The sequence below is a fragment of the Streptomyces sp. NPDC019443 genome (assembly GCF_044389785.1).
Taxonomy (GTDB): domain Bacteria; phylum Actinomycetota; class Actinomycetes; order Streptomycetales; family Streptomycetaceae; genus Streptomyces.
This window is the reverse complement of sequence record NZ_JBIRYJ010000026.1, coordinates 1-16,782: the sequence shown is the minus strand read 5'-3', so window position 1 is coordinate 16,782 and position 16,782 is coordinate 1. Positions and strand designations below refer to the sequence as shown.

Below are 16,782 nucleotides of genomic sequence, written 5' to 3'. Positions count from 1 at the left end.
CTACAGTTGGCTGTGGATCAAACCTGTAGCGCGATTTTTTCGGTGGCGCCGGACCGAGCCGACGGGCACGCTGACGGCATGAACGCAAGACCCGATGAACAACGCACCGTGAAGGTGTCGAAGTACCTCTCGAAGCATCTGCGGCACCAGCCGGACCGGCTCGGCATCACCCTCGACGAGAACGGCTGGGTGGCGGTGGACGAGCTGATGCGGGCCGCGGCCGCGCACGGCTTCCTGTTCACCCGCGCCGAGCTCGACCATGTCGTCGCCGTCAACGACAAGCAGCGCTTCACGATCGACGGCACGCGCATCCGAGCCAATCAGGGCCACACCGTCGAGGTCGATCTGGACCTCCCCCCGGCCGAGCCGCCCGCGTACCTCTACCACGGCACCGTGGCCCGCAGTCTGGAGGCAATCCGCGCCGAAGGCCTGCGCCCGATGAAGCGCCACCATGTCCATCTCTCGCCCGACCGCGAGACCGCAACCCGCGTCGGCGCCCGCCGCGGCCGCCCCGTCGTCCTCTCCGTACACGCCGGGGCGATGCATCGGGCGGGCCACCTCTTCCACGTCAGCACCAACGGCGTCTGGCTCACCGACGCCGTACCGCCGGAGTTTCTGCGCTTTCCCGGCGCGTAGGCCACTGTCAAGGGGTGGACGCCGTGAGGCCGTCCCCCCACGAGGTCCGGCTCAGCGGGTCAGCTGAGCGAGACCCTCCGTCGCGATCTGCTCGAAGACGGCCTGGTCCGCGGCGAAGTACGAGTCCGGGATCGGAGCGTGCAGCACGATCTCCGTGAAGCCGAGCTCGAAGTGCCTGCCCGCGAAGTCGACGAAGGCGTCGAGGGACTCCAGCACGCGGCCGGGTTCCGGAGTGAAGCCGGTGAGCAGGATCTTGTCCAGCTCGGCCACATCCCGGCCGATATCCGCACACGCCTTGCCGAGCTTCTCGATCTGCCCGCGGATGGCCTCGACGGACTGCTTGGGCGTGCCCGTCTCGAACAGCTTCGGGTCGCCGGTGGTCACCCATGCCTGCCCGTGATTCGCCGCGAGCTTCAGTCCACGCGGCCCAGTGGCCGCGACGGCGAAGGGCAGCCGGGGCCGCTGCACACAGCCGGGGATGTTGCGGGCCTCGACCGCCGAGTAGAAGGTCCCCTCGTACGTCACGGAGTCCTCGGTCAGCAGCCGGTCGAGCAGCGGCACGAACTCGCCGAATCGGTCGGCCCGTTCACGCGGTGTCCAGGCCTCCTGACCCAGCGCCGTCGCGTCGAAGCCCATGCCGCCCGCGCCGATGCCCAGCGTGATCCGCCCGCCGGAGATGTCGTCGAGCGAGATCAGGTCCTTGGCGAGGGTCACGGGGTGCCGGAAGTTCGGCGAGGTGACCAGGGTGCCGAGACGCAGCCGCTCGGTGGCGGCGGCCGCGGCGGTCAGCGTCGGGACCGCGCCGTACCACGGGCCGTCGCGGAAGGACCGCCACGACAGATGGTCGTAGGTGTACGCGGTGTGGAAGCCCAGCTGCTCGGCTCGGAGCCACTCGTTGCGGCCACCGTTGTGCCAAGGGCGGACAGGGAGGATCACGGTACTCAAACGCATGCATCGAGCGTACGTGGCCCCGGAGTGCCGCGTGCGCACTCAAATGTGCGCCCTGTCGCACGCCCGTGCACCGGCGTACGGGAGAATGGATCTGTGACCTCAGCTACCGATCCCTTCCCGCTGCCCGCTGCCCCTCGGCTGATCGCCACTGACCTGGACGGCACTCTGCTACGCGACGACAAGTCCGTGTCCGACCGTACGATCGCCGCCCTCGCCGCCGCCGAGGACGCGGGAATCGAGGTCTTCTTCGTCACCGGACGGCCGGCCCGCTGGATGGACGTCGTCAGCGAACATGTCCACGGCCATGGGCTGGCCATCTGCGCCAATGGCGCGGCCGTCGTGGATCTGCACGCCGGCGGCAAGCTGCTGGAGGTCCGCGCCCTGGAGCGGAGCGTCGCCCTCGATGTCGTACGGACCCTGCGCGACGCCGCTCCGGGCACCTCCTTCGCGGTCGAGCTGACCACCGGTATCCACTACGAGCCGGACTACCCGCCCTTCCATCTCGACCCGGGCGCGACCGTCGCCACCGCAGAGAAGCTGCTCGACGAGGACCATCCCGACGCGGGCGCCCCGGTGATCAAGCTGCTCGCCCACCACCCCGAGCTGACGCCCGACGGCTTCCTCACCCTGGCCCGTACGGCCGCCGGCGAGCTCGCGTCCTTCACCCGCTCCAGCCCGACCGCGCTGCTCGAGGTCAGCGGCCTGGGCGTGAGCAAGGCCAGCACGCTGGCGCTCTGCTGCGCCCAGCGCGGGATCTCCGCCGACGAGGTCGTCGCCTTCGGGGACATGCCCAACGATGTGGAGATGCTGACCTGGGCCGGGACCTCGTACGCGATGGGCAACGCGCACCCGGACGTGATCGCCGCGGCCTCCGGACGGACTGTCGCCAACAATGAGGACGGCGTGGCGGTCGTCATCGAGCAGATCCTCAAGAACGTTTAGCAGCGCTGCTAGAGCCAGACGCCTCGCTCGCTCAACCAGGCCACCGGATCCACCCCGGACCCCAGATACGGCGTGAGCCGCACCTCGAAATGCAGGTGCGGCCCCGTCGAGTTGCCCGTGGTGCCGGTCTGTCCGATCCACTGCCCGGTGCGTACCCGATCGCCCTGGTCGACGGTGACCGCCGCCAGATGCGCGTACTGCGAGAAGTAGCCGCCCGGGTGCTGCACGACGATCGCGATTCCGAAGCCGCCGCCGCAGGAGACTGAGATCACCCGGCCCGCCCCGATCGACCGCACCGGGGTCCCGATGCCGACCGCGAAGTCCTGGCCGGTGTGCCGCTTCGCCCAGCGCTCACCGGCACTGTTGAACCCGGCGGACAGTTCGTAGTGCTCCACCGGCGCCACCCACGCCGCACCCCGCGGCGGCTTGCCCCCGCTGCGGCCGAGCTTTACGGCGCCCGAACACCTGCCGGCCGCTACGCTGCGGTCCGCCTCGGCCTGCAGCTTCCACTGCGCGGCCTCCAGCTTCGCTTCGATGGACCGCTTGATCTTTGCCAGCTGCGCCTCGCGGGCGTCGAGCTCGCGCCGGGCGGCCCGGGCCTTCCCCTCGACCTGGGTGAGCTTCCGGTTGGCCTGCCCGGCCCGGCCGAGCAACTGGTTCACAGCCAGCCCCGCCTGCCAGGCCAGCCGCCGTCCGCGGAGCAGTTCGTCGGGGTTCCTGGCGAGCAGCAGCTGCGCAGTGACCGCGAGCGTCCCGCCGGTGCGGTACTGGGCGCGGGCGACGCTGCCCACCTCGTCGCGGATCGCTTCGAGTTCATCCCGTTGCATGTTCAGCTGCCTTTGCAGCCCGTCCGCCTTGTCGCGCTGTACCTCGGCCCTCCGCCTGCCCTGCTCGTAGGTCGCGGTGGCCTTCGCCGCGTCCTCGAACAGCTGCGCCACCTCGGCGCTGGTGCTGGCTTGCGGACCGTCGGACGCCATGGCCTCGGGCGCGCTCGGGCCAAGGAGCGCGCACAGCAGAACCGGGACGAGCAGCAGCCGGTCGCGGTGTCTCAAGCGCATCCTCGGATAATCGCCCGGAGCCGCGGCGATTCCTGGTACCCGTGAGGTGTCGTACCGCCACTTGGCTCAGTTTCCCGCCGACGTGCGGGATTTCCCGCCCCGTCCGGACTAGAGCGGGGCCCGCCAGAACACCGTCGTATCCTCGCCGTCCTCCCCGATCCCGGGCCGCAGCCGACGGAGCGCACGGCTTCCAGCAGCTCGGTCATCCGGAGGGCCGGGTACCGAGCAGGTCCGCCGCCCGCTCGCGCTCCAGCATCCGCCGCAGCGGACCCTCGGCCGCGGCGAGCTCGGCGTAGGAACCGCGCTGCGCGATCCGCCCCGCTTCCAGGACGACGACCTCGTCGACGGCGTCCAGCCCTTGCAGCCGGTGCGTGATCAGCAGCGTCGTCCGCCCCTCGGTCGCCGTCAGCAGATCCGCCGTCAGCGCGTCCGCCGTCGCCAGGTCGAGATGCTCGGCGGGCTCGTCGAGTACGAGTACGGGGAAGTCGGCGAGGAGCGCGCGGGCCAGCGCCAGCCGCTGCCGCTGACCGCCGGAGAGCTGAGCGCCGTGCTCGCCGACGAGGGTGTCGAGGCCGTCGGGCAGCGCGTCGACCCACTTCAGCAGCCTCGCCCTGCCCAGCGCCTGCCTGAGCTCGTCCTCCGTCGCCGCTGTACGCGCGAGCCTGAGGTTCTCCCGAACGGAACTGTCGAAGAGATGCGCGTCCTGTGCACACAGCCCGACGAACCGCCGGACCGCGTCTCCGTCGAGCTCGGCCGCATGCACGCCGCCGATCGTGTACGTCCCCTCCCTGGCGTCCAGGAAGCGGAGCAGCACCTGCGCAAGGGTGGTCTTGCCCGACCCCGAGGTCCCGACGACGGCGATGCGTTTCCCCGCGGTCAGCGTCAGATCGACGCCGTCGAGTGCGTCCCGCTCCTGCCCGGCGTACCGGGCCCGAAGGCCCCGCACTTCGAGCGGGAATGCCGTCCTGGGCGGGGTGAGCGGCGACTCCGGTTCGTGTACGGGGACGGGCGCGTCCAGCACCTCGTACACCCGCTCGGCGCTCCGCTTGACCCGCTGCCTGTACTGCGCTGCCAGCGGAAGTCCGGTGACCGCCTCGAACGCGGCGAGCGGAGTGAGCAACACGACCGCCAGAGACACGCCGTCGAGCCGCCCGTCACGCACCGCCTGCACGCCGGCAAACGCGGCGCACACAACGGTCAGCCCGCAGGCCAGCGCGGAGAGCCCGCCGCCGAGCGCGGTGGCCGCGGCGCCCTGCGAGGCGATCCGGGTCAGCCGCCGGTCGGCCTCCCGCGTCTTGTCCAGCCGGCCCTTCAGCGCTCCGGCGACGGTCAGTTCCGCGGTCCCGCGCAGGAGGTCGACGACCCCGGTGGCCAGCGCCCCGCGCGCGGGGGCGAGTTGCCGCTCGGCCCGCCGTGCACAGGTCCCGCTGATCAGCGGGACGGCAACCCCGGCGACGAGGAGGCCGACGGCGAGCACCGCCCCGGCCTCGGGCAGCAGCCACGCCGTGAAGCCGACGGACCCCGCTCCCACGACAACGGCCACGCCCGCGGGCAGCAGCCAGCGCAGCCAGTAGTCCTGCAGGGCGTCCACATCGGCAACGAGCCGGGACAGCAGATCGCCGCGCCGGGTCTGCCGCAGCCCGGCGGGCGCGATCCGCTCCAGCCTGCGGTAGACGGCGACCCGCAGCTCGGCAAGCATCCGCAGCACGGCGTCGTGCGAGACGAGCCGCTCGGCGTACCGGAAGACGGCCCGCCCGATGCCGAAGGCCCGGGTCGCAGTCACGGCCACCATCAGATAGAGCACCGGCGGCTGCTCGGAGGCGCGCGAGATGAGCCAGCCGGATACGGCCATGAGCCCCACCGCGGACCCCAGAGCGAGGCTGCCGAGCAGCAGCCCGAGCGCGAAGCGCCCCCGCAGCTCCCCGGCCATCCCCCGCACCCTCGCAAGGGCAGCCAAGTCAGATCCGGGGGGATGCAGCTCCTTGACCCCGTCCAGCGAGGCCGCCGGACGGAGCCTCTCGACCGGGCTCCCTCCCACGCCCTCCGGCGAAGCCAACGGACGCAGCCCCTCGACCGAACCCCCTCCCACAGCACTCACAGGCGCCCGCAGCTCCACCCCCCTGTCCGCCACGGCCAGCAGCGCCGGGCGGTGGACCACCAGCAGCACCGTCCGCCCCTCCGCCAGCCGCCGTACCGCGTCGACGATGCCCGCCTCCGTCTCCCCGTCCAGCGCCGCCGTCGGCTCGTCGAGCAGCAGCAGCGGCCGGTCAGCGAGGAACGCCCGGGCCAGCGCGAGCCGTTGCCGCTGCCCGGCCGAGATCCCCGCGCCGTCCTCCCCGAGCAGGGTGTCCACACCCTGGGGGAGTGCGGTCACGAAGTCGTACGCCCCGGCGTCCCGCAGCGCTTCCCGCACCGCCGTGTCATCGGCGTCCGGCCGCGCCAGCCGTACGTTCTCCGCGACCGTCCCCGCGAAGAGATACGGGCGCTGCGGCACCCAGGCGATCCGCTCCCGCCACCGGTCCAGATCAAGGCTGGCGAGATCCACGCCGCCGACCCGCACTTGTCCCTCGACCGGCGCCACGAACCCCAGCAGTACGTCCAGCAGCGTCGACTTGCCGACGCCGCTCGGCCCGACCAGCGCGACCGTCTCGCCGGGCTCCACCACCAGCGAAGCCGTCTCCAACGACGCCTCGCTGCGCCCCGCATGGCGGACGGTCAACCCGTCCAACTCCAGCCGCAACGTGCCCGGCTCCCCCGCACCGCCCGCCCGCGGCTCGGTCTCCAGTACCCGGAAGATCTCCTCCGCGGCCGAAAGCCCCTCGGCCGCCGCGTGATACTGCGCACCCACCTGCCGGATCGGCAGATACGCCTCGGGCGCCAGGATCAGGATCACCAGCCCCGTGTACAGATCCAGATCCCCGTGCACCAGCCGCATCCCGATACCGACGGCCACCAACGCCACCGAGAGCGTCGACAGCAACTCCAGCGCGAACGACGAGAGGAACGCGATCCGCAGCGTCCGCAGCGTGGCCCGCCGGTACTCCGAGGTGATGGACCGGATCGACTCGGCCTGCGCCTTCGCCCGCCCGAATACCTTCAGCGTCGGCAGACCTGCGACCACATCCAGGAAGTGCCCCGACAGCCGGGACAGCAGCCGCCACTGGCGGTCCATCCGCGCCTGGGTGGCCCAGCCGATGAGCACCATGAACAGCGGAATCAGCGGCAGCGTCACCACAATCACCGCCGCCGAGACCCAGTCCTCGGTCACGATCCGCGCCAGCACCGCCACCGGCACCACCACCGCGAGCCCCAACTGCGGCAGATAGCGCGAGAAATAGTCGTCCAGCGCATCGACACCGCGGGTGGCGAGCGCCACCAGCGAGCCTGTGCGCTGTCGGCTCAGCCAGTCCGGCCCCAGCTCGGCAGCCCGCTCCAGCAGTCGCCCGCGCAGTTCCGACTTGACCGCCGCGCTCGCCCGGTGTGCGGCCAGTTCGGTCAGCCAGGACACGACCGCCCGGCCGACCGCGACCGCCGCCAGCAGCGCCAGCGGCATACTGAGGCCGGAGGTGGAGAGTCCCTCCTGGAAGGCCCCCACCACCACTTCGGCGATCAGCATCGCCTGGGCGACGACCAGCGCCGCCCCGACAAGTCCGAGGAGCACCACCGCGATCAGAAAGCGACGGGTGGCCCGGGCGTACCGGAGCAGACGCCGGTCGATCGGTTTCACGTGAAACATCCCCCACTAGTGGGCATCGGCGATGTGCTGCGTACCGATCCGCTTGCGGAACACCCAGTACGTCCAGCCCTGGTAGAGCAGCACCAGCGGCGTGGCTATGCCTGCCAACCAGGTCATGATCTTCAAGGTGTACGGACTCGACGAGGCGTTGGTGACCGTCAGGCTCCACTCCTCATTGAGGGAGGACGGCATGACGTTGGGGAAGAGTGTCAGGAAGAGCATCGCGACCGCGGCCACGATCGTCACTCCCGACAGCGCGAACGACCAGCCTTCGCGGCCCGCCTTGATCGCCACAACGGCCCCGACCAGCGCCAGCACCGCGACGATCATCGCGACCAGACTGTTGCCGTCACCGCGCGAGACCTGGGTCCAGGTCAGGAAACCGAGCGCCAGCGCGGCGGTGAGCAGCCCCAGCCTCAGCGCCAGAGCGCGGGCCCGCATCCGAATGTCCCCCACCGTCTTCAGCGCGGCGAACACCGCACCGTGGAAGGTGAAGAGGGTCAGCGTGACCAGCCCGCCCAGCAGCGCGTACGGGTTGAGCAGGTCGAAGAAGTTGCCGACGTACTCCTTCTGCCCGTCGATCTTCACGCCGCGCACGATGTTGCCGAAGGCGACGCCCCACAGCACCGCCGGCACCAGCGAAGTCCAGAAGATCGCGTGCTCCCAGTTGGTCTGCCACCGCTCCTCGTCCCGCTTGTGCCGGTACTCGAAGGCGACTCCGCGCACGATCAGGCAGACCAGGATGAGCAGCAGCGGCAGATAGAAGCCGGAGAAGAGAGTGGCGTACCACTCGGGGAAGGCGGCGAAGGTCGCGCCGCCCGCGGTCAGCAGCCACACCTCATTGCCGTCCCAGACGGGCCCGATGGTGTTGATCAGGACCCGCCGCTCGGTCCGGTCCCGGGCCAGCAGCTTGGTCAGGACGCCGACCCCGAAGTCGAAGCCCTCGAGGAAGAAGTAGCCGATCCACAGGACGGCGATGAGTACGAACCAGACGTCGTGAAGTTCCATGCCTCAGCAGCTCCTCAGGGCCTCAGTACGAGAAGGCCATCGGCCGGTCGGCGTCACGGTCGTCGCCGCCGATCTTGGTGGGCGGGTTGAGGTCGGCCTCGGTCAGCTCGGGCGGTCCGGCCTTGACGTACTTCACGAGCAGCCTGACCTCGATGACGGCGAGCACCGCGTAGAGCAGGGTGAAGACGAGCATCGAGGTGAGCACCTCGCCCTGCGAGACGCCGGGGGAGACAGCGTCTCGGGTGCGCAGCACGCCGTACACGACCCAGGGCTGACGCCCCATCTCGGTGAAGATCCAGCCCCAGGAGTTGGCGATCAGCGGGAAGAGCATGGTCCAGAGGGCGACGATCCAGTACCACTTGGTGAGCTTGGGGTTCAGCGCCTGGTTCTTGAAGAGCACCAGATGCGGCACTTCGTCCTCGCCCGTCCGCAGCCCCGGCGGCAGCATGAACTTCTTCCGGGTGAGCCAGAGCCCGATCAGCCCGATGGTGAGAGACGCCATACCGAAGCCGATCATCCAGCGGAATCCCCAGTACGCGACGGGGATGTTGGGCCGATAATCGCCGGGTCCGAACTTCTCCTGCTCGGACTTGTTGACGTCGTTGATGCCGGGGACGTACGAGTCGAAGTCGTCGTTGGCCAGGAAGGACAGCAGTCCTGGCACCTCTATGGCGACCTTGTTGTGGCCGGCGTCGACATCTCCGTACGCGAAGATCGAGAAGGGAGCCGGCGCCTCGCCGTCCCACAGCGCCTCGGCGGCGGCCATCTTCATCGGCTGCTGCTTGAACATGACCTTGCCGAGCAGGTCACCGCTGACCGCGGTGAGCAGTCCGGCGACCATCACGGTGATCAGCCCGAGCCGCAGTGAGGTGCGCATCACCGGGATGTGCTTCTTGCGCGCCAGATGGAAGGCGGCGATACCGACCATGAAAGCGCCGCCGACGAGGAAGGCGGCCGTCATGGTGTGGAAGAACTGGGTGAGCGCGGTGTTCTGGGTCAGTACCTGCCAGAAGTCGGTGAGCTCGGCCCGCCCGCGCTCCTCGTTGATCCGGTAGCCGACGGGATGCTGCATCCAGGAGTTGGCGGCCAGGATGAAGTACGCGGAGAGGATGGTGCCGATCGACACCATCCATATGCAGGCCAGATGGATCTTCTTCGGCAGCTTGTCCCAGCCGAAGATCCACAGCCCGATGAAGGTGGACTCGAAGAAGAACGCGATCAGCGCCTCGAAGGCAAGCGGGGCGCCGAAGACGTCACCGACGAAGCGCGAGTAGTCGGACCAGTTCATGCCGAACTGGAACTCCTGGACGATGCCGGTGACGACACCCATGGCGATGTTGATCAGGAACAGCTTGCCCCAGAACTTCGTGGCCTTGAGGTACTTCTCCTTCTCCGTCCGCACCCAGGCTGTCTGCAGGCCGGCTGTGAGCGCGGCGAGCGAGATCGTCAGGGGGACGAAGAGGAAGTGGTAGACGGTGGTTATGCCGAACTGCCATCGCGCCAAGGTTTCCGGCGCCAGAGCTAGGTCCACGTCGTCCTCTCCTTACATCGCCATGGTCACAGCGGCGGTTTGCCCCTTTAATCCGATCGATCTCAGGATGATCAGGGCGCGCTTGTGAACGCGTTCACATTCACAAGCATTATGGCTCATACGAAATCCGAACCTTCGAGCGGGGGGGTACCTCTTCGGATGTCTCGTCCCAGGAACTCCAACAGCTTGTTGAGCCCGGCGGGTGCAGATACGTATCTCATGGCCCGCCGGGCAGCTGCCTGGACCGGCTAGAGCTCCTTGCGGAACGCCTCGGCGGTGTGCAGGAAGATGTCGTTCGCCTCGTTCTCCCCGATGGTGACCCGTACGCCCTCACCCGCGAACGGACGCACCACGACGCCGGCCTTCTCGCAGGCCGCCGCGAAGTCGACCGTACGGTCGCCGAGCCGCAGCCAGACGAAGTTCGCCTGGGTCTCGGGCACGGTCCAGCCTTGCTCGACCAGTCCGTCGTACACACGCGTGCGCTCGGCAACCAGCGAGCCGACCCGGCCCAGCAGCTCGTCCTCGGCACGCAGCGAGGCGACCGCCGCGTCCTGGGCGAGCTGCGTGACGCCGAAGGGGACCGCGGTCTTGCGCAGCGCGGCGGCCACCGGCTCATGGGCGATCGCGAAGCCGACGCGCAGCCCTGCCAGGCCGTATGCCTTGGAGAAGGTGCGCAGCACCGCCACATTGGGGCGGTTGCGGTAGATCTCGGTGCCGTCCGGGACATCGGCGTCACGGATGAACTCACGGTAGGCCTCGTCCAGCACCACCAGAACATCCGACGGCACCCGGTCCAGGAACCGCTCCAGCTCCGCCCGGCGCACCACCGTGCCGGTCGGGTTGTTGGGGTTGCAGACGAAGATCAGCCGGGTCCGGTCGGTGATCGCGTCGGCCATCGCATCCAGATCGTGCACGTCACCGGCGGTCAGCGGCACCTGCACCGGCTTCGCCCCGCTGATCCGGGTGATGATCGGGTACGCCTCGAAGGACCGCCAGGCATAGATGACCTCGTCGCCCGGGCCCGAAGTGGACTGCAGCAGCGACTGAGCGACGCCCACCGAGCCGGTGCCGGTGGCCAGGTGCGTCACGGGCACCCCGAAGCGGTCAGCCAGCTCATTCATCAGGCCGGTGCAGGCCATGTCGGGGTAGCGGTTGAAACCCTGCGCCGCGGCGATCGTGCTCTCCATCACACCCGGCAGCGGCGGATACGGGTTCTCGTTGGACGACAGTTTGTACGCGACCGGGCCGCCTGCAGCGGCGGGCTTGCCCGGCTTGTAGGTGGGAATGCCGTCCAGCTCGGCGCGCAGCTTGGGGCTCGTCTCGCTCACCGCAGGTCCTCCTCGTGCCATCAGTTGCAATCAGCAGCTTCGAATACTTCTCACCTTATGAGGATTCCAGGCCGCTGCGAACGGCAGCGGCCGGGAAAGGGGGGCGCCCTCTCCCGTAGCGCGCGCCGGTAGCTCACTCCGTGGCGCGCATCGCCCGTACTAGTGAGTTGAGACCTCTTCGCAACATCGACCATTCGAGAGGCCTGCACGTCTCCACACCCGAGACGTTATGGGATGATCGCTCAAGTCCCTTGATTTCCAAGGCAGTTGAGTAAGAACGATCATGCAGAAACGTGCCTGTCAACGAGTGAATATGCGACCGGCTCAACCGCCCACGCGAGCCCTACTATCGGCTCGCCATGACAGCAGCAGGGAAGCACCAGGTGAGCCGGACGGAGACATCCCGGCGGGGCAGCAGGCGGAGTCGGGCGGGCATCCGAGACGTGGCCGCCGCAGCCGGAGTCTCCATCACGACTGTCTCAGACGCACTCAACGGCAAGGGCCGGCTCCCGGACGCCACCCGCCGACATGTCCGCGAGGTCGCCGACCGGCTGGGCTACCGGCCCTCCGCCGCGGCCCGAACGCTCCGTACCGGAAAGTCAGGCTTGATCGGCCTGACCGTGACGACGTACGGGGATGAACCTTTCACCTTCACAGAGTTCGCGTACTTCGCCGAGATGGCGAGAGCCGCGACCTCCGCCGCGCTCGCCCGCGGCTACGCCCTCGTCATTCTCCCCGCCACCTCACGCCATGACGTCTGGTCGAACGTCGCCCTCGACGGCACCGTCGTCATCGACCCCTCCGACCACGACCCCGTCGTCACCGAACTCGTCCGCCAGGGCCTGCCCGTCGTCTCCGACGGCCGCCCGGCCGGCACGCTCCCGGTCACCGCCTGGGTCGACAACGACCACGAAACCGCCGTACTCGATCTGCTCGACCATCTCGCCGCCGCCGGCGCCCGCCGGATCGGCCTGCTCACCGGCACCACCACGGACACCTACACCCGCCTGTCCACCACCGCTTATCTGAACTGGTGCGAGCGCGTGGGCCAGGACCCGGTCTACGAGTCCTACCCTGCCCACGACCCGTGCGCCGGCGCCGTCGCCGCCGACCGGCTGCTCGCCCGTCCGGACAGGCCCGACGCCGTCTATGGACTCTTCGACCCCAACGGCACCGATCTCCTCGCCGCCGCCCGGCGATACGGCCTGCGAGTCCCCGACGATCTGCTGCTCATCTGCTGCAGTGAGTCGACCGTGTACGCCACGACCGAGCCGCCCATCACCACCCTCTCGCTCAAACCACGCAGAATCGGCACGGCGGTCGTCCAGCTCCTGATCGACGCCATCGAGGGAATCGACGAAGACCGGCCGGTCGAGCAGGTGATACCGACCGAACTGATCGTCCGGACGTCCTCGCAGCGCCGCCCTTCGCGGACGACTGTCAGCCCACCTCGATCCCCTTCATCGGACTAGACCTTCCCAATCAGGACGAAACAACCGGCGAACCAGGGGTGCAACCGGATTCACCACCCCTGGTGCGTCACACAGCACGGACCTCATTCCTATGATGGGCGGACGACACCGCGGACCACCCCGACCAGGCTGGGCCGACTGGTGAACGGCGGCGCGACGGTGTGGAGGGGTCGATGACTCAGGGGGCCGGTCAAGGACCCGTGGTGCGGACGGCAACATTGCGCGACTTCCGCGTTCCGCCGTACGCGCAGGTTCCCGTGCAGTCGCAGGTTCCGGCGCACCCGCAACTCCCCGCACACTCGCAGCTGCCGCCGCAGGAGCACCCGGCCAGTACGCCGCCCGAGCAGCCGACGCGGCAGTCCCCTGAATCCCCGGAATCCGCCCACCCCGGCAACGCAGTCCCGGAGGGCGAGGCTCCGGACGGCTACACCCCCACCGCGCGCGATCTGCCGGTGATCGGCCGCGGCGGTCCGGGCGACACCGTCCAGGTGCAGGTCACACCGGACGAGGCGCCCACCCCCGAAGGCCTCGGCCCGCTCTATGTGGTCGGCGACGTCCACGGCTATCTCGACGAACTCGTCGAGGCCCTGGCCGAACAGGGCCTCATCGACGCCGACGGCCACTGGGCCGCGGGCCATGCCCGCCTCTGGTTTCTCGGCGACTTCACCGACCGCGGCCCCGACGGCATCGGCGTCATCGACCTCGTCATGCGGCTCTCCGCCGAGGCCGCGGCCGCGGGCGGCTACTGCAAGGCCCTGATGGGCAATCACGAACTGCTGCTGCTCGGCGCGAAGCGATTCGGCGACACTCCCGTCAACTCCGGTGCCGGCACCGCCACCTTCCAGGCCGCCTGGCTGCTCAACGGCGGCCAGAAGACCGACATGGACCGGCTGCAGGACGTCCATCTGCAGTGGATGGCACGCCTCGACGCGGTGATCGAGGAGGACGAGCATCTGCTGATGCACTCCGACACCACCGCCTATCTGGAGTACGGCGACACCCTCGAGGACGTCAACGACACCGTCCACGCGATCCTCACCCGCAATGACGCCGACGAGTGCTGGGACCTGTTCCGCAAGTTCACCAAGCGCTTCGCCTTCCGCGACGACGCGGGGCCGCAGGCCGTACGCGAACTGCTCAGCACCTACGGCGGCCGCCGCGTCGTGCACGGCCACAGCCCCATTCCGTATCTGCTGGGCGAAGTGGGCACCGAGGACGGCGAGGACGGCGCGCGCCCGGTCGTCGAGGGCCCGCATGTGTACGCGGACGGGCTGGCGATCGCCATGGACGGCGGCGTGACCATGGCCGGAAAGCTCCTTGTCGTCCAGCTTCCCCTGCCCAACTGATCCAAGCCCGACAGGCGATTTACTCAAACCCCCTGTCACCCCGTGCCGTAACCGCTCTACCATCGGCTTATCCGTAGCAGGCTCTCCTCCGTTTCTGCCCAACCGCCCGGTCGATGCGGGCAATCCGGCCCTACGGAGCATCGGGGGATGCAGATGAACAGCGCTCCGCACCTGCTGACCGAGGACCGCGCCGAGTACGAGCGCATCCTCGACGACGCACTGCGCAACGCCCATGACCGTCCGGATCTCGCTGCCGTGGGGCAGCGCCTGAACACCGAACAGCTGCGCACGATGGCCCTGAACGCGACGGCACTGATCACCACCGCCGCCGCTGCCGAGTATGAGCACTACATAAAGATCCGCGAGGAGATGCGAACTCCCGCGGCCACCGACTCCATGCACAACTCCGTGCTGTCCCCGGCCGTCGGCGAGGCCTCCGAACGCGGCGCGGGGTTCGCCGCCGTCATAGCCGTGCTCGCCCCGGTGCTCGCCGGGACAGCCGCGGTGATCTTCCTGCTGGTCGGCTACATCCTGAAGATGCTCAGCCCCACGCCGTCGTTCGCAGAGGCTCTGGTCTCCGCGGGCTGGTTCTTCGGGGCTCTCACGGCGGCCGCCATCCTGGTCGCCGCGATCGGACTGCTGCTCACCGCGCTGAGCAACGGCGCGACACAAGTCCCGGCCGAGGAGTCGACGGGCGAGTTGCCCGACGAGGTGGCCCGGGCCAAGGAAGCCTGGCGGCACGCTCTGCTGGAGCGCGGACTGCTGCCCTTCCTGCGGGCAGCGCTGGCGGACCCCAGCGCCGACCCGACCTCAGCGGACCCGCCGCGCCATGTGAGCCGTATCCCCAAGATCGGCTACAGCGGCCCGGACTACTCAAGCCCGAGCGAGGGCTCGACGGCGGGACAGCGGCCCACCTTCACCAGCCCGGACTTCACCAGCCCGGAATTCGGCGGCCCCGAGCACCAGCCGGAGTAATCCCCGGCCGGCGCTCGTGGCGGCACGTCATTGCGAGATCACTCCGCCATCATTCCGCGATTGGCAGATAGACGCGGTTGCCCGCGGCGGCGAACTCCTTGGACTTCTCCGCCATGCCGTCCTCGATCTCCTGCTGAGACTCCTGTGGCTGCTCGGACTCCTGCGAGTCGCCGCGCCGGATGTCCTGCGAGATCAAGCGTCCGCCGACGTGGACGCGGCGGCAGTTGATCGACGGCATACGGTGGCGGACTCGGACCGGTGCGCCGTGGCGTGACATGCCGGAGCGATACGGGCCTTGGGATCGGGCCTATGACCTGTTCCGGCGTTGGCAGCGCAACGGCACCTGGCAGCGCATCTTCGTGGAGCTGCAGGCCGAGGCCGACGCAAAAGGCCTGATCACGTGGGATGTAAGCGTGGACTCAAGTCGCTCGGGCCCATCAGCACGCCGCCGGGGCGCGTAAGAAGGGGCCTCGCAGAAGGAGCCTCCCGGCGGTGTCTTCGCCGAACCGGACGACCACGGCCTTGGGCGGTCGCGTGGCGGGCTGACCACCAAGCTCCACCTGGCCGTGGAGCAGGGCCAGAAGCCGCTATCTCTGCTTGTCACTGCTGGCCAGCGACATGACAGCCCGGAGTTCCAGTCGGTCCTGGAAGGCATCCGGGTTCCCCGCACCGGCCCGGGCCGGCTGCGCACCAAGCCGGACAAGGTTCGCGCGGACAGGGCGTACGGCTCCCGCGCGGACCGGGCGTACCTGCGCAAACGCGGGATCAGCTGCACGATCCCGGAGAAGTCTGATCAGGTCCGCAACCGCAAGAAGCTCGGATCTCGCGGCGGGCGCCCGCCCAAGTTCGACAAGGACGACTACAAGGAGCGCCATGCGGTGGAGTGCGGAATCAACCGCCTCAAGCGTCATCGAGCGGTAGCAACGCGCTATGACAAGCTTGCCGTCCGCTACGAAGCGACCGTTCTGGTCGCAGCCCTCAACGAGTGGCTGTGACCAGCGCATTCGAACCGGCCGGGTCGGTGGGGAAAACGGTTCGCGATGCGAGTGGAGCGGATGACAGGGTGCGGCGCATGGCACCCCAGTACCAGATTCGCGCCGACTACGATGCTCACACGATCGTGGTCTACCAGGCGTACGCGCCTGCCATCGCCGACGCGGCGCTGCAAGCGGGCCGTTTCGTTGCGCCGTTCTCGTTCCACCGGATGACATGGATCAAGCCCTCGTTCCTGTGGCTGATGCATCGCAGCAACTGGGCCCGCAAACCCGGTCAAGAGCGTGTTCTTGCAGTGCGGATAACCCGGCAGGGCTGGGAAGAAGCTCTGTCCCAGGCCGTGCTCACGACCGCCGACCCTGCTGCCGTGGCCCAAGCAGCCGTACATGTCCAGTGGGACCCGGAACGCTCGCGGCGCGGAGCGGCGCTGAACCACTACAGCATCCAGGTCGGCATCGGCCGCCGCTTGATCCGCACATTCACCGACGACTGGATCGTCAGCCTCACCGACCTCACCCCCCAGGTCCGCAAGGCCGCGGCACTGATACAAACCGGGCATGCCGCCAAGGCCCAGCGGCTGTTTCCCGCAGAGCGCGTCTACCCACTGCCACGGGCACTGGAAGGCCTCCTTTCCTCCGGTAGATGACGGCCGACTGGTGAGGGAGCCACCTGCGGCCCCAGACACTATGAGCAGCACTTTCGCAACAGGCCCTAAAGCGTGTTGCAGAAGGTTGCGTTTTGGCAGGTCGGGGCCGTGTCCGGGGTGGTTCTGTTCACGCGGCGAGGGCGAGGTTGTGCATGTGGGC

General features: G+C 69.0%; 13 protein-coding genes and 1 pseudogene. 7 read left to right on the top strand and 7 right to left on the bottom strand.

What is annotated here, in order from left to right; translation table 11 throughout:
* Nucleotides 1–78: 78 nt before the first annotated feature.
* Nucleotides 79–636, top strand: coding sequence for an RNA 2'-phosphotransferase (locus ACH492_RS37930; RefSeq protein WP_398993677.1), 558 nt, complete (start codon nt 79–81; stop codon nt 634–636).
* A 51-nt stretch (nt 637–687) separates the two neighbouring features.
* Here the strand turns inward: ACH492_RS37930 and ACH492_RS37925 are convergent, their stop codons facing one another.
* Nucleotides 688–1,587: an LLM class flavin-dependent oxidoreductase gene (locus ACH492_RS37925; protein ID WP_398993675.1), complete on the bottom strand. Its 900-nt coding sequence runs from the start codon at nt 1,585–1,587 to the stop codon at nt 688–690.
* A gap of 93 nt (nt 1,588–1,680) precedes the next feature.
* Here ACH492_RS37925 and ACH492_RS37920 point away from each other — a divergent pair, with 93 nt between their 5' ends.
* Complete coding sequence (locus tag ACH492_RS37920; protein WP_398993673.1) at nt 1,681–2,529, top strand: Cof-type HAD-IIB family hydrolase; 849 nt, start codon at nt 1,681–1,683, stop codon at nt 2,527–2,529.
* 8 nt (nt 2,530–2,537) lie between these two features.
* On the opposite strand, the gene ACH492_RS37915 is transcribed toward ACH492_RS37920, so the two are convergent.
* The 5 genes from ACH492_RS37915 to hisC all read right to left on the bottom strand — a co-directional run bounded on the left by ACH492_RS37915 (nt 2,538) and on the right by hisC (nt 11,190).
* Complete coding sequence (locus tag ACH492_RS37915; protein ID WP_398993671.1) at nt 2,538–3,587, bottom strand: peptidoglycan DD-metalloendopeptidase family protein; 1,050 nt, start codon at nt 3,585–3,587, stop codon at nt 2,538–2,540.
* Nucleotides 3,588–3,789: 202 nt separating this feature from the next.
* A complete protein-coding gene (cydD, locus tag ACH492_RS37910; RefSeq protein WP_398993669.1) occupies nt 3,790–7,314 on the bottom strand; it encodes a thiol reductant ABC exporter subunit CydD in 3,525 nt (1,174 codons plus the stop codon).
* A gap of 15 nt (nt 7,315–7,329) precedes the next feature.
* Nucleotides 7,330–8,331: a cytochrome d ubiquinol oxidase subunit II gene (gene cydB / locus ACH492_RS37905; protein WP_398993667.1), complete on the bottom strand. Its 1,002-nt coding sequence runs from the start codon at nt 8,329–8,331 to the stop codon at nt 7,330–7,332.
* A 22-nt stretch (nt 8,332–8,353) separates the two neighbouring features.
* Nucleotides 8,354–9,862 carry a cytochrome ubiquinol oxidase subunit I gene (locus ACH492_RS37900; RefSeq protein WP_398993665.1) on the bottom strand — a complete coding sequence of 503 codons (1,509 nt, stop codon included), beginning with the start codon at nt 9,860–9,862 and terminating at the stop codon, nt 8,354–8,356.
* A gap of 248 nt (nt 9,863–10,110) precedes the next feature.
* On the bottom strand, nt 10,111–11,190 hold the full coding sequence (gene hisC / locus ACH492_RS37895; protein ID WP_398993663.1) for a histidinol-phosphate transaminase: 1,080 nt from the start codon (nt 11,188–11,190) through the stop codon (nt 10,111–10,113).
* 359 nt (nt 11,191–11,549) lie between these two features.
* Here hisC and ACH492_RS37890 point away from each other — a divergent pair, with 359 nt between their 5' ends.
* The 3 genes from ACH492_RS37890 to ACH492_RS37880 all read left to right on the top strand — a co-directional run bounded on the left by ACH492_RS37890 (nt 11,550) and on the right by ACH492_RS37880 (nt 14,983).
* On the top strand, nt 11,550–12,662 hold the full coding sequence (locus ACH492_RS37890; RefSeq protein ID WP_307662375.1) for a LacI family DNA-binding transcriptional regulator: 1,113 nt from the start codon (nt 11,550–11,552) through the stop codon (nt 12,660–12,662).
* A gap of 173 nt (nt 12,663–12,835) precedes the next feature.
* Nucleotides 12,836–14,008 (top strand): metallophosphoesterase, encoded by a 1,173-nt coding sequence (locus ACH492_RS37885; protein ID WP_398993661.1) that lies wholly within the window; start codon nt 12,836–12,838, stop codon nt 14,006–14,008.
* 147 nt (nt 14,009–14,155) lie between these two features.
* Entirely contained in the window at nt 14,156–14,983 is an 828-nt protein-coding gene (locus ACH492_RS37880) for a hypothetical protein (protein ID WP_398993659.1), read from the top strand.
* Nucleotides 14,984–15,032: 49 nt separating this feature from the next.
* Here ACH492_RS37880 and ACH492_RS37875 read toward each other — a convergent pair whose 3' ends face one another.
* Nucleotides 15,033–15,260 (bottom strand): hypothetical protein, encoded by a 228-nt coding sequence (locus ACH492_RS37875; RefSeq protein WP_398993780.1) that lies wholly within the window; start codon nt 15,258–15,260, stop codon nt 15,033–15,035.
* Here ACH492_RS37875 and ACH492_RS37870 point away from each other — a divergent pair.
* Both ACH492_RS37870 and ACH492_RS37865 read left to right on the top strand, forming a co-directional pair.
* Nucleotides 15,163–15,978, top strand: a pseudogene (locus tag ACH492_RS37870) (IS5 family transposase). The gene ACH492_RS37875 and the pseudogene ACH492_RS37870 sit on opposite strands and share 98 nt — an antisense overlap.
* A 77-nt stretch (nt 15,979–16,055) precedes the next feature.
* A complete protein-coding gene (locus ACH492_RS37865) occupies nt 16,056–16,622 on the top strand; it encodes a DUF4291 domain-containing protein (RefSeq protein WP_398993658.1) in 567 nt (188 codons plus the stop codon).
* The last annotated feature ends 160 nt before the right edge of the window (nt 16,623–16,782 follow it).

Bases quoted from the DNA above. Each gene is read 5' to 3' on its own strand.
- ACH492_RS37930 (WP_398993677.1), top strand. From the start codon at position 79: ATGAACGCAAGACCCGATGAACAACGCACCGTGAAGGTGTCGAAGTAC.
- ACH492_RS37925 (WP_398993675.1), bottom strand. From the start codon at position 1,587: ATGCGTTTGAGTACCGTGATCCTCCCTGTCCGCCCTTGGCACAACGGT.
- ACH492_RS37915 (WP_398993671.1), bottom strand. From the start codon at position 3,587: ATGCGCTTGAGACACCGCGACCGGCTGCTGCTCGTCCCGGTTCTGCTG.
- cydB (WP_398993667.1), bottom strand. From the start codon at position 8,331: ATGGAACTTCACGACGTCTGGTTCGTACTCATCGCCGTCCTGTGGATC.
- ACH492_RS37890 (WP_307662375.1), top strand. From the start codon at position 11,550: ATGACAGCAGCAGGGAAGCACCAGGTGAGCCGGACGGAGACATCCCGG.
- ACH492_RS37885 (WP_398993661.1), top strand. From the start codon at position 12,836: ATGACTCAGGGGGCCGGTCAAGGACCCGTGGTGCGGACGGCAACATTG.
- ACH492_RS37880 (WP_398993659.1), top strand. From the start codon at position 14,156: ATGCAGATGAACAGCGCTCCGCACCTGCTGACCGAGGACCGCGCCGAG.
- ACH492_RS37875 (WP_398993780.1), bottom strand. From the start codon at position 15,260: ATGTCACGCCACGGCGCACCGGTCCGAGTCCGCCACCGTATGCCGTCG.
- ACH492_RS37865 (WP_398993658.1), top strand. From the start codon at position 16,056: ATGGCACCCCAGTACCAGATTCGCGCCGACTACGATGCTCACACGATC.